Source organism: Levilactobacillus suantsaiihabitans (genome assembly GCF_004745505.1).
GTDB lineage: Bacteria > Bacillota > Bacilli > Lactobacillales > Lactobacillaceae > Levilactobacillus > Levilactobacillus suantsaiihabitans.
In genome coordinates, this window is the sequence record NZ_RKLX01000001.1 from 150014 (window position 1) to 162570 (window position 12557).

At 53.0% G+C, this 12557-nt stretch carries 14 protein-coding genes; 3 read left to right on the forward strand and 11 right to left on the reverse strand.

The genetic code is table 11. The features are described from left to right. Positions 1-282: 282 nt before the first annotated feature. The 5 genes from EGT51_RS00665 to EGT51_RS00685 all read right to left on the reverse strand — a co-directional run bounded on the left by EGT51_RS00665 (position 283) and on the right by EGT51_RS00685 (position 5616). Positions 283-741, reverse strand: a complete 459-nt coding sequence (locus EGT51_RS00665; RefSeq protein WP_135366875.1) for a universal stress protein — start codon at positions 739-741, stop codon at positions 283-285. 207 nt (positions 742-948) lie between these two features. Continuing rightward, positions 949-2562, reverse strand: a complete 1614-nt coding sequence (locus EGT51_RS00670) for a BCCT family transporter (RefSeq protein WP_404819910.1) — start codon at positions 2560-2562, stop codon at positions 949-951. A 312-nt stretch (positions 2563-2874) separates the two neighbouring features. Further along, complete coding sequence (locus tag EGT51_RS00675) at positions 2875-3486, reverse strand: sugar O-acetyltransferase (protein ID WP_135367056.1); 612 nt, start codon at positions 3484-3486, stop codon at positions 2875-2877. A 666-nt stretch (positions 3487-4152) separates the two neighbouring features. Further along, positions 4153-4623, reverse strand: coding sequence for a VOC family protein (locus EGT51_RS00680; protein WP_135366877.1), 471 nt, complete (start codon positions 4621-4623; stop codon positions 4153-4155). Positions 4624-4740: 117 nt separating this feature from the next. Then, the gene (locus EGT51_RS00685) at positions 4741-5616 is read right to left on the reverse strand and encodes a ribonuclease H family protein (protein ID WP_135366878.1); all 876 of its coding nucleotides are present in this window, start codon (positions 5614-5616) and stop codon (positions 4741-4743) included. A gap of 550 nt (positions 5617-6166) precedes the next feature. Between EGT51_RS00685 and EGT51_RS00690 the strand changes: the two genes are divergently transcribed. Next, complete coding sequence (locus tag EGT51_RS00690; protein ID WP_135366879.1) at positions 6167-6640, forward strand: hypothetical protein; 474 nt, start codon at positions 6167-6169, stop codon at positions 6638-6640. Between the two features lie 576 nt (positions 6641-7216). Here EGT51_RS00690 and codA read toward each other — a convergent pair. Both codA and EGT51_RS00700 read right to left on the reverse strand, forming a co-directional pair. Further along, complete coding sequence (gene codA, locus EGT51_RS00695) at positions 7217-8452, reverse strand: cytosine deaminase (protein ID WP_135366880.1); 1236 nt, start codon at positions 8450-8452, stop codon at positions 7217-7219. 27 nt (positions 8453-8479) lie between these two features. Further along, positions 8480-8776: a hypothetical protein gene (locus EGT51_RS00700; protein ID WP_135366881.1), complete on the reverse strand. Its 297-nt coding sequence runs from the start codon at positions 8774-8776 to the stop codon at positions 8480-8482. A gap of 118 nt (positions 8777-8894) precedes the next feature. Here EGT51_RS00700 and thiD point away from each other — a divergent pair, with 118 nt between their 5' ends. Then, complete coding sequence (gene thiD / locus EGT51_RS00705; RefSeq protein ID WP_135366882.1) at positions 8895-9713, forward strand: bifunctional hydroxymethylpyrimidine kinase/phosphomethylpyrimidine kinase; 819 nt, start codon at positions 8895-8897, stop codon at positions 9711-9713. Between the two features lie 166 nt (positions 9714-9879). On the opposite strand, the gene EGT51_RS00710 is transcribed toward thiD, so the two are convergent. Then, the gene (locus EGT51_RS00710; RefSeq protein WP_135366883.1) at positions 9880-10059 is read right to left on the reverse strand and encodes a hypothetical protein; all 180 of its coding nucleotides are present in this window, start codon (positions 10057-10059) and stop codon (positions 9880-9882) included. Continuing rightward, complete coding sequence (locus EGT51_RS00715) at positions 10052-10747, reverse strand: NAD(P)H-dependent oxidoreductase (RefSeq protein WP_135366884.1); 696 nt, start codon at positions 10745-10747, stop codon at positions 10052-10054. The genes EGT51_RS00710 and EGT51_RS00715 overlap by 8 nt, the downstream gene beginning before the upstream one ends. Positions 10748-10923: 176 nt before the next feature. Here EGT51_RS00715 and EGT51_RS00720 point away from each other — a divergent pair, with 176 nt between their 5' ends. Then, positions 10924-11685, forward strand: coding sequence for an SDR family NAD(P)-dependent oxidoreductase (locus tag EGT51_RS00720; RefSeq protein ID WP_135366885.1), 762 nt, complete (start codon positions 10924-10926; stop codon positions 11683-11685). A 142-nt stretch (positions 11686-11827) separates the two neighbouring features. Here EGT51_RS00720 and EGT51_RS12890 read toward each other — a convergent pair whose 3' ends face one another. Continuing rightward, positions 11828-11977: a hypothetical protein gene (locus EGT51_RS12890; RefSeq protein WP_164505564.1), complete on the reverse strand. Its 150-nt coding sequence runs from the start codon at positions 11975-11977 to the stop codon at positions 11828-11830. A 159-nt stretch (positions 11978-12136) separates the two neighbouring features. Next, positions 12137-12454 carry a hypothetical protein gene (locus tag EGT51_RS00725; RefSeq protein WP_125575019.1) on the reverse strand — a complete coding sequence of 106 codons (318 nt, stop codon included), beginning with the start codon at positions 12452-12454 and terminating at the stop codon, positions 12137-12139. Positions 12455-12557: the final 103 nt, after the last annotated feature.

Consider the following 12557-nt stretch of genomic DNA (forward strand, 5'->3'; position numbering starts at 1 on the left):
TGCCTTAATTATACCACGCGTACCGTGGTGACTGGCGCCTGGGCGTAACCTGCCTGGGCGCTTTTTGGTTGCGCAAATTGACAGTAACAAAAAAGTTTGGGACAGACAAAGCCGCCCAAACTCTCTGTGCGCCATCCTTAAATGGCTGAAACGTGGGCCCCCAGGCAACTGGTTCCGTTTAAACCAGCTAACCACCTGGCCCCTGCTTCCTGTATCACAAATTCAGCTAACCGAAGCGCGCGGCCTAATGCCAACAATGCTTGGTCAGATTTTCGGATGCACCTAGCGAATCACAATGACCGACACGTCCGCCTTCTTGCCTAACCGCAAGCCAATGGCTCCGGGCTTACCGTGGCTGGCAAAGTCAACATCGGCCCCACACACGATCAGGTCGGGTTGGAAGTCGGGCACGATCTTTTGCAAGATCACGTCGTCCACATCTCCGCCCTCCGCGACGATGGGCCGCACTTGTTCAACGCCAAAGGCCTCGGCACGCTTGGCGTAGTCTCGAACGACCTGACGCAAGTGGTCTCGTTTTTCATTGAGCTTATCCGGCATCAGTGACTCATAAATGCTGATGTCATTGCTTTCCAAGACGGAAGCGATTCCCAGGTGAGCGCCGTAGTCCTTCGCCAGGGTCATCGCAAACCGAAAGGCCCGGGTGGTCGATGGACGGTCATCCTCATCGATCGTAATCAAAATACGTCGGAAAAACAGCGGATCATTACTTTCATCTGCCATAATTAATTTAATTCCCTCCAATGGATGATTCGGCCCTCATTGTATCATATTTGCGGGAAAAACTGGGGAAGAATCTTTTGGTTTTTACCGCGGGTTACCGGTAATGGGAAGTGGCTGGCGGGACAGGGCTTACTTTCCCCCAATATCCATTTTACCCAAATAAAAAGGCCAGGACACACGGTCCCAGCCTCAATCAAGTTCAATTTATTAGTTTGCGTGGTCTGGTGACAAGATCATTGGTCCCCGGACGGCACGCGGTAATTCGACGGTGATGCGCCGAACCACAACGGGTTGTGGAACGACCACCGGTGCTGGCTTGGGTTTGGCCGCCAGCATGTGCCAGATGGAATGCAACAATAAGATGCAGACGAACATCAGCGGGAATCCGGCAATCGTCGAGACAGTTTGCACAGTCTTGAAGCCCCCGACCATCACGATTCCAAAGGAGAAGATGATGAAGACGATGACCCAGATCATCCGGTTCCAGCGACTTGGTTCTTGCCCATCATCCAGGTGCAGACTCGTAAAGGACGACACGATGAAGGCGGACGACGAAATCGTCGTGGCCAAGAAGATGAAACAAGAGATACAGTACAAAGCCAAGATGATCATCTTAAACGGCAACGTCGCAATCACCGTGGCCACCACGGCGGCTTGGCCTTGCGTATTTAAGATGTGGACCAAGTTAACGGCCCCGGTCCGTTGGAGCCACAAGGAGTACCCGCCAAAGATGGCGTAGAAACTCATGCACCCCAAGGCCCCGTACGTCAGCATGCCGACTAAGACCTGCCGAATCGTCCGGCCCTTAGAGATACGGGCGATAAACAGCCCCATTACGGGCATGTAAGACAGCCACCAGCCCCAGTAGAAAATGGTTTCCTGCTGAGCGGTACTGTCCCCACCGTTAGGCAAGGTGTTGGTCGACATCGAAATAAATTTCTGGGCCATCAACCCCAGGCTGTTCGTTTCCGAATTCAAAATGTACACGGTCGGGCCAATAATTAAAATAATGGCTAAGAGCCCCAGCGCCGTCCAAATGTGGGCGGAACTCAAGCGGTTGATACCGCCATTTAACCCATGGAAAACTGTGACCGCAAATAAAATAAACAGGATGATGAAGAGCTCGATCTTTAGCATCAAGTTATCTTGCACACCCGTAAGTCGGCTCAAGACTTTGGAAATGATCGGAATTTCCATTCCAACGGACGACCCAATGCCGCCCATAATACCAAAGACGACCAAGAAGTCAACGACGTGCCGGGCAATCACCTTGCCACGGCTGTCGCCTTGCAGGCTGGTGATGGCGGCGCTGACGCGTTGGACCTTGGCGTGCTTCACGTAAAGCACGTACGCAATCGCAATCGTCGCGGGCGCAAACATCATCCAGGCCATGGGCCCCCAGTTGAACTGCCCCAACATGTGAGCTGCCCCATAGGCGTTGCTCGAAAATGGCTTAAAGCCAAACGCCGGGTGTTGGACGTAACGCAGCGGATCGACGATGGACAGCATCAAGATGCTGGCGTCGATGGCCGTTGCGAAGACCATGCTCCCCCACTGGAAGTTGCTGTAGTGGGGTTTGTCTTCGGGGTCACCTAACTTTACCTTACCAAACTTACCGAATGCCAGATACATAAAAAATAAAAAGTTGACGACGTACACCATCAAATAGGCCCATGACATGCGAGTATCAATCCAGTTCAACAATGAACTGAGCGTGGCCTGTAACTGGCCACCGCCTAAAATAAATAGCAATGACGCGAGTATAAATAAAACGATGGTTGGTACGAATACTAACTTATCAATATTTTTACGCGCTAAAATAAATAATCCTCCTCATTTGTTTCCTGCAGGCCAAGCCTCCAGCGGATGGTACTTCAATTAGATTGTACGAAAAAAGCGCGTTTCCAGGGTCGTTATCCGAGCTACCTGTACAGCGCGCTACCGTTAAATACAAATTGCTTTCGAAAATCTTCTTAAAGCGATATCCAAAATCTATTATACGCGGTCATTTAAATTAGTAAAATCTTGCTGGACGATAAGTTTTTTCTGTCTAAAATAAACCGGTTACAAGCCACGTCATGTTAGTAATCTAAGAATTTGATTAGAATTTAGAATTGGGACCCAAACCGGGGGTTACTTCCCCAGTTGATCCGGCCATTTGGCCCGAGCCGCCGCATCGCCAGTCGCACTATTATCAATTTCCTTGATCACGCGCGCCGGATTCCCGGCAATCACCACGTTGTCGCCAAAGGACTTGGTCACCACGGACCCCGCACCGACGACCACGTTGTTGCCCAACGTGACCCCCGGTAAGATGGTCACACGACCGCCCAACCAAGCATTATCGCCAATGGTGATGGGAGCGCCCATTTCCACATCATTGCTGCGTGCCATGGCGTTCAACGGGTGGACCGGCGTGTACAGGCCGATGTTGGGGCCGAAGTAGCAGTGACTGCCAATCGTGATGGGACAGGTGTCCAAAAAGGTCATATCGTAGTTGCCATAGAAGTGGTCACCGATGTGAATGTTCCAGCCGTAATCGAACATGAAGCTGGCTTCAACGAAGAAATCATCGCCGGTATCCGCCAGCAATTTCTTGTAGGCGGCGTTGCGGGCCCGGTTATCCGTCAGTTGGTTTGCCGCCTGTAACGACTTGCGGGCCAAGATGCGCCGGTCGATCAGTTCCTGGTCAAATTGTTGGTAGGGTTGCCCGGCTGTCATTTTTTCTCGTTCTGTTGTCATGATGTTATCAATCACTCCTCTTGGTTTTATGATACCACTGTTGGTAACGGGGCGACAAAAGGTCAATTATACTGGTCAAACCAGATGCCTGCGTCAGGCAGGGGTTCCGCCTGCTCTGGGGAACACCTCCAGCCTGAAAAACGGGCTTCCGGTTCGCTTGAAAGCCTGGCAAGACCCGCCAGTCTCCCAAGTCGTCCCACGCTGTAGGCTGAGAAAGAACCTCAGCCAACACCGTCGACACAGCTGGCTCCACCCCTGCCTGCCTCCGGCGAGATAGCGACTTGACCGTCATCTGGTTAAGCCAACAGCGAACTGTCCCTTGTTCAGCACCGGTGCATCAAGTGTTTTGGTAAATATCGACACAAAGAACTCGGTGACAACCCAAAAGTTGTTCTGGTTACTGGCCGCCTACTGTTCGCCAAGTATAGCTTAACAGCAACGACCGCTGTTGATTTGCCCACTACCGCAGTCCGGTAGCCATCACCTTGAGTTGTGCAAGTTCATCAGCAAAAGAGTCGCCCTTCACAGTAGAAAGTCGTGACTCGGCCATTAAAAAAGAGCCGGAAATTTTCTTTCCGACTCCCCCATTACTGATTAAAGTTGCGTGATTGACTCCTGCTACGGCCCCACTGACGGCGACCATTTTACACGAGTGTTACCCAGTCAGAATTAAGCTTCCGTGGTGGCTTCGCTGGGGTGGGCGGGCAATGACTGCTCGCTGAGAATCCAGGTGATGCCGTATGCATCCACGATTTGTCCCATTTTGCCGCCCAGTGATTGTTTGGCAAAGGGACTGATCACCTTAACGTCTGACTTGATCAGCCGTTGGTACAGCGCGTCTAACGCCTTGACGCTGGCGCTGTCGTCCTCATCGACTGCCAACATCAGTGAAATCAAGGTGGACGACGTCGGTTGCCCCATCAAGGCATCCGCGCACTGAATATCCAACCCCATGATTTGAAAGCCTCCGCGCATGGTCATTTTTTCCAGGTCAACCGCGGGATCCAAGCCGAAACGTTCGGCCTCGTCCACGGTTGGGCTGACACGGTAAGCATTCGTAGCGCCAAAGACGCTCTGATAATAATCGATCGCCTCTTTGGCATTTTCAAACTCCAGATACGGAATTAACTTTGCTTGCATCATCGGTACCCCATTCAATCCTTAATATTTGCTGGACTTAGGCTAGCCCCTAAATCCTTGGGTGCTGGTTCTCCCAATTAGATTACGTCTACAATCCCTCTAGCTAGCATTATACCCTTAATCATCTGTAAACGGTAGGTCGCGCAGGCTCCGCGCAATGTCAGCCACCGATTCGGCGGTCGATCGATGGGTCATCTCGCGTTGCGGTTGGTCCACCTGAGCCTTGGTGGGCTTGGGTTTGGGCGCTGCTGGAGTGGTCGTCACGGCTTTTGTCGTCGACGTCACTCCAGATTTGGTCATGTGGTCCATCGTTTGATTGAGTAAATGATCGACGAAGACATTCCCCTGGTTGGTGGCGTGGCCCTTGGTCCAACGGTACTGGAGGTCGGCAAATTGTGGCAATAAGCGGTCCACGTCCTGCCAGAGTTCCGCGTTGACCAGGGGACCGGCACTACGCTTCCAGCCGCGGCGTTTCCACCCGGCCAGCCAACCCTTGGTCACGGCATTCAAGACGTACTGCGAATCCAGCACGAATAAGATGCTCTCCCGGGTCTGGCCCAAGTCGACCAGGTGCTGCAAGGCATTGCGAAACGCCATGATTTCCATGCGGTTGTTGGTCGCACCAAATTCACCGGCCGATCCAGTCTCCACGCGGTCGGGCAACTCAATGCGGTAGGCCCAAGCAGCCTTGTCCGCGTCTCTGACGTGCCCGCCGGCGACATTGCCCGTGTTGCGGGACCCGCCATCGGTGTAGACGGTAATCGTCGCCTGGCTGGTCGCCGCGGGACGCGCCGTTGTCTTGGCCTGGGTCTTGCCGTGAGCGCTCGATTGGTTGCTTGCTTGCCCCTGCATAAATGCTTGAGCCGCGGCTTCAGTGGTAAAACTCTTGTATTGTGCGCCGGAATAACCGTTGACTTGCCGTTGCGTTTCCGGCCAGGTCCGGTAGATACCCGGCTGTTTGCCTTTGCGGACCGCATAGTATTTTTGTGCCATCTTCGTTCCTGCTTTCATGTTTTTTGCGTAACGCTTTAATCATCAGTTGGGTGTCAGCGGCTTGGTGGAACTGGGCCGCCCAATATGGGATGGAAACGCGATTAGCCAAGCCAGTGTCGCCTCGCTATGAGCCAACGACGCTGACGGGTTCACCGATCTCTCAGCGCCTAATTCGGGGCGCCTGGACGTTCCCAACCACCATTTCTCCATTTGGGAGGTGGCCAATTCTATTGACCATTCGCGACATTCCCGGTTGGCTTTTCGCCCATAAATCGGTTTAATTATTTCTCAAACTCGCCCTAGTTTACCATACTTTTTCCTGGATTTTTTAAAATCCGCCATTACCAAATTTATGAATCCGGCGCCATTGCCAGTGGGCTCGCGTCCATTTTTTTGCGAAAAAATTAAGTATCCGGAAAATCCCGAATTTATAAGGTTAAATTGTTTCCATAACTTTTAGATTATGCTAATCTAGAAGGTGTGAAATAATGACCGGAGAACACCGTTTTTTCCTGCATTTTCTAAATTTTTGAGGGGGTTTTCGTTTTTCATGAAGAATCCGATCCGTGCGACCATTATAACCGTCGACCAAGCCCGTGCCATGCTGAAAGACCAGCGTGACCAACGCGATGAACGTTTTCCAGAGCTAGCCGCCTCCGGTCAATACATCTTACCAGACTACCGGTTGACTCGTAAGCGAGAAGCCTTTAAGATTCGGCGCCATACGTTTTTGAAGAAACACTTCCGCTCCTACGTGGCGTTTGATTCCGACAATGGCCAGACGCTGTGGATCCACAACTTTCCCAGCCTCTCTGAAGCTTGTTTCTGGTTGAACACCGGCCTGAAGCCCAACGACACGGACTCGACCAGTTCCTATCAGGAATGGAAGACCAAGCACACCGATGAGATTGAGGCCTTGAAGGAACAGCTGCGGGCCCAACACCACGAAAAGAAAAAGCCGGCCGCCGTTGCCAAACCAGCGCACGTCTCGGCCGTTAAAAAAGTTAAGCACACCAAGAAGTAATGTCAACGCCGCCACTCCCGCAGTGACCGGCGTTTTTTTGCGTCCTGCAATGGTTTCCTAGGTGAAACCAGCCGCCTGCGTCCGCCAGGGGTTCCGCCTGCTATGGGGGACACCTCCAGCCCAAGCGCGGGCTTCCGGTTCGCTTGGAAGCCTGGCAAACCCCGCCAGTCTCCCAAGTCGCCCCACGCTGTAAGCTGAGACAAAACCTCAGCCAACACCGTCGACACAGCTGGCTCCACCCCTGGCAGCCTCCGGCAAGTTGACATCTATCAACCACACCGTGTTGGTCGGCGCCAGCAAGCGGTTAACCGACAATCATTAACGGTGCTAGGCGGAACCAGTTGCCTGTCGGAGCACGTTTCGGCCATGCGGCGTCTTTGAGACGTGGGCTTCGGCTCAAAGCGAGGCGTCGAGACCGCCCTTTGGCTCGGCCTGTCCCAGCGTTCCAACCCATATTTGGCGAACGGTAGGCGGCCAGTACGCGTTGTGCGGCGGACGCAGGCCACTGGTTTGCACAATCTAAAAAAGCAGACTGGCCAAGGAGCGGCAGTCTGCTAAGCGTGATGGTGTTTAAGTCTACAGATCCAGGTGAACCTGCTTCGGGTCGGTCTTGACGATGACCTTGCCGTGGTGAATCGAGTACAACACTTCGGAGCGTTGGTTCAGCGCGTTGTAGAAGTTGTCGTTGTTCATGACGACTAAGTTAGCGGGCTTACCCACTGCGATGCCGTAGTGATCGGTCACGTGCATGGCCTTGGCCCCGTGAGTCGTGACGAATTGATACGAGTTCATGATGTCATCGTACCCCATCATTTGCGTCACGTGAATGCCCATGTGCAGGGAATCTAACATGTTGCCATCCCCCATTGGGTACCACGGGTCCTTGATGTCGTCTTCCCCGAAGGCCACGTTGACCCCGGCGGCGTTTAATTCCTTGACCCGCGTCAAGCCCCGACGCTTCGGGTAGGTGTCAAAACGCCCGCCCAAGTGGGTGTTGATCAGTGGGTTAGAAATCATGTTGATGTGGGACATTTGTAAGAGGCGCATCAATTTGTAGGCATAGGCATTGTTGTAAGAACCCATCGCCGTGGTGTGGCTGGCAGTCACTTGGTCGCCCAACCCGGTCTCCAAGGCCAGTGTGGCCAACGTTTCCAGGCCGCGGGAAGCTGGGTCATCGATTTCGTCACAGTGGGCGTCGACCAGCTTGCCGTACTTTTGGGCCAAGTCAACGGCGAAATGCAGGGATTCCACGCTGTATTCACGGGTGAATTCGAAATGCGGAATGGCCCCGATGACGTCGACACCTAACTTAGCGGCCTGTTCCATCAATTCCTTACCGTGAGGAAACGACAAGATCCCCTCTTGCGGAAAGGCGACCAATTGGAGTTCGATAAAGTCCTTGACCTCGTCGCGCACCTCGATCAACGCCTTGAGCGCCGTCAAATTAGGATCGGTCACGTCCACGTGTGAACGGACGAACTGGATCCCGTTAGCGGCTTGGCGTTCCAGCGCTTGCCGGGAACGGGTCTTGACGTCTTCGATGCTCAACGTCTTCTTGCGTTCTGACCAGATCCGGATCCCGTCAAATAGCGTCCCGGACTGGTTCCATTCGGGGTCGCCGGCCGTCATGGTACTGTCCAAATGAACGTGCGGGTCAACGAATGGTGGTAAGATCAATTTATCCGTTGCATCAATCACCTGTTCATTGTCCTGTGGCGTTAAATGATCGGCAATGGCCGTGAATTGACCATTTTCAATCCGAATATCTTGTGGCTGCTTTGCATTTTCGATGTGCCCTTGTTTAATTAACATGCACGCTAATCCTCCTAGTCGCGATTTTCAATAAAATCCTGAGATGGTCAAGCCCAGTGCTAGCAAGGACCCGTCCGTGACGATGCCCGCAACGACGGCAATGCTTGCCACCGTCGCCGGTACCAGGCCCCACTGCGGTCCCCGGCGTGCCGAGCGCACCAACCCATATAAGCTTATCACAGTTAGCGTCAATCCGAGCGCTAAAGTCAGCGGTTCGTTGGGAATTAACGCATACAATTGGTCAAACGCCCCGGCGATGGCGACCCAACTAGCCGCCACGCCGCCGAGACTCCACCCTAAAACCGCTTTGCCCCCTGTGGTCATGCGCCCCACACCCCTTTTCATTTTGAGCAAACTTTCCGCGCCTTTTCAATAGCTATTTTCATCGGTTCCATGGTATGCTGAATACAATCAAGTCAAGTCATGGAGGTCCGATCAAATAATGATAAATTCATATCCACAAGCCTTAACGATTGCCGGTTCCGACAGTGATGGCAGTGCCGGGATGCAGGCCGACCTGCACACCTTTTTCGCCCGCGGGGTTTACGGCGCATCCGTGATGACCGCGTGTGTGGCCGGCAACTCGTATGGCATCCACGCCAGCGTGCCAATGCCCACCGATTTCATCGACCAGGAGTTTGCTGACCTGGCAGACGACTACCACATCCGTGCCGCCAAAACGGGGATGCTCGCGGATTCCGAGCTCATCGAAGACGTGGTCAAAAACTATCAAGCCGCCGACTTCGGTCCCCTGGTGGTCGACCCGGTCATCATGACCAAGCACGGCAATCAGCTGTTAGAGGAAAGTGCCTTCAACACGCTGCGAACCAAATTAATTCCGTTGGCGACAGTCCTGACACCGAACTTTTATGAAGTCCAAAAGATTGCCGAAATGACCATTCACAACGATGACGACATGATCATGGCCGCCAAGAAGATGCAGGCCATGGGCGCCAAAAATGTCGTTGCCAAGGGCAGCCACGCCGATAACCAGCAGACGACCGTCCGTGACTACATTTTGTTGGCATCGGGCGAAGGTTTCTGGCTCAGCGAACCCTACCACCAAACGGACCGGGTCAACGGCACCGGCGACTCCCTATCCGCTTGCATCACGGCCGAACTGGCCAAGGGCACCCCGATGAAACAAGCGATTGAAATCGCGAAGCAATTCGTCAACACGGCCATTGGCCACCCCATTGAAGTTGGCCACAAGTTTGGGCCCATCAACCACTGGGCGGCCCAGGACCGTTCCTACAATTAAAGATGACTTGGAGGCCGCAGTTGGCCTCTTTTTTTGTTGCTTTCGTAAACCCGAAGCGTGTGGGCGGTTAACTGTTTAGTCGTGTTAAGCGAAACCTGTGGCCTGTTGGCACACGGCGGCCAGCTTGGCCCAGGTCAACTGCTATTTGCCATAGCCACCCAGGCAGCTACCACTTGTCCGGGCGCCAGGTGCGGCCGTCGACTTCGCCGCTGAGCTGGTCGTTGCGCCGGTCTTGTTCGCGGACCATTTCCTTAAGTGCCAGCCAAAACGCCCGGTCGGTGAACTTGGCCTGTTGTTCCGCCAGCTTGTCAATTTGCAGTTGTAACCATTGCGATTGCTCAGTCATCGTCTCGCTCCTTAATCAAAGACAAGGTATCCGCCAGCGCGTCGAGATCGTCTTGTTGCTGGGCGAACTCGGCTTCGATCAAGCGTCCCGTGGCCTGTTGTTCCGGCGGTAGTTGGTCGATCATCCCCGGCAATTTTTGGGCAAACCAGGTCTGGCGTGACTGCAAACTATCCGGTTGGGTCTGCGTTAGGTAACGCTGATAATCCACGACCAATTGGAGCTTCTCCGGTTCCTCCAGGTAGGCGAATTGGTGAATCGCAAACGTCGGCAGCCAAGTCATTTTCGCCCGGTGCGCCACGGCGGCTAACGGTGCCAACGCGGCATCTAGCGTCAGTCCCTCGGCGCCCCCGCGCTGAAAGGCCTTGGCCGGCATCCCCGTGGTGACCACGATGCCCAGCTCCTTGTCGGCCAACGGGTAACGGTGGTCGCCGTAAACGAAGGTCCGCGTCAAAACAGTGTCTTCCCACTGCTTCAAGCCCGCGGGTGCCGCGTACCAATACAAGGGAAATTGTAAAATGATGCGGTCGGCTTGCCGCAGTTGCGCTTGTTCCTTTTCAATATCCAGGTGTGCTTGACTTTCAATGTGTTCCCAAACGATGTCCGCGTTCGTTGGCAAACTCGCCTTTAAAAATTGTTGGCTGGTTGAGTCGGCCAGGTGTGGATGGGAAACCAATACCAGGGTCGTCATGGCCTCAGCTCCTTTACTTATGTTCTCTAAAACTACTCTATCACAAAACCGCCGGGCAACGGATCTGAACGCCCAGTTAGTTTGTGACCTTTTTGTGAAAACGATTACAAAATTGCCGATAACGTGTATAATTGCTTGCTGGTAAAATGATTAACCAATATCAGGAGGGATTCATTATGGCAATACAATGGGACGTACAAGGTAAAAGTGTGATCATCACCGGTGGCGCTGGCGGTATCGGCCTGGGCATGGCCACGGCTTTCGTCAAGGCGGGCGCGCAGGTCTTGATCGTCGACGTCAACAAAGACCACTTACAGGCGGCTGCCCAGAAGCTTGCGCAATTTGGCACAATTGAAACGTTGAATCTGGATATTTCCCAGGTCGAAAATGACCGCCAGATTATCGACACCGCCGTGGCCACCTTTGGTAAGCTGGACGTCTTGATCAACAACGCCCACGCGTCGAAGCAAAAACCATTTACCAGCCTGACGGATGACGACTTTGCGCTGTCCTTTAATACCAGCTTCGCACCCACGCGACACCTGATGTTGCTGGCGCACGACCAACTCAAGGCCACGCACGGTTGCGTCATCAACTTCGCTTCTGGCGCCGGCATTCGAGGTCAACAGACGCAAGCCGCCTACGCTGCCGCCAAGGAGGCCATCCGCGGATTGACCCGGGTGGTTGCGCACGAGTGGGCCGCCGATGGCATTCGCTTGAACATCATCTCGCCCATCGCAGAAACGGACGGCGTCAAGCAATGGCACCAGGCCGCACCACAGCAATACGATCAGCTGGTCAACAGCATTCCGCTCCACCGACTGGGCGACCCTGAACACGACATCGGCGCCGTGGCCCTGTTCTTAGCCAGCAGCGCCAGTGCTTACATGACCGGGCAAACGTTGATGGTCGATGGCGGCGATATTCAACTGTATTAAGTTGTATCAAGAGAGTGGGCCAAAGGGCGATTAGCCGGTTCTGCTATGTAAAGATGACGCAAACGAGCCTGGGAGGTCTGTCCTAGGCTCGTTTGCGTCCCAAAGAAAAACGCCCAGCCAATCGACTGGACGACCCTAATTCTTAACTTAACCGACGATTGCTGTCGTCGTGGAATTTACTGCGCGTGGCCAAATGCTTACTCTTCTTCCGAAAAGCCGCCAGATTATTCAGGTACAATTGACCCACTCCGGCAATGACTAAAATCAGTAAAATGATCGCTACTGCATGCATAAGAATTCCCCCCGTCAACATTAGGTTACAAATATATTATCCTAATGTTACAGGAATATTGCAAGTGGTCACGCTTAAAAATTAGAATTTCTTGATAATTCAACACTGAACGACTGTTAGTTCCCTGATGAACCCCCAGCTCTTCTACTATTTATCAGATTATTTACTATCTGACTGATCAGCTGAGTTGCTAGATGATTTCTGTTGTGACTCTTTTTTCTCGGATTCTTTTTTCTGTTGATGCTTCTTTTGGACCTTACGCACCTGATCAGAAATCTGTGTCGACGGGTTCACGGTCTTCTTCCCGGACAGATTGGAGACGGGATAGGCAATGAACAACACAACGGCAGAAATGATTAAGTAACGGATATTTTTCTTGCGGTCACCGAGGACTTGTGTGATTTGAAAGAAATAATAAATTAATAAAATGGCAGCGAAGAACACAATGACTTCGGCAACGATATGGACAACACCCACGAGAAACCCTCCTTGACTAGTTTAGCCTAACTTTACTGGAACCACCGCCCCCTGTCAACTAACCGGACAGAACAGTGATTGACACGACCCGCTCGCTTCTCTA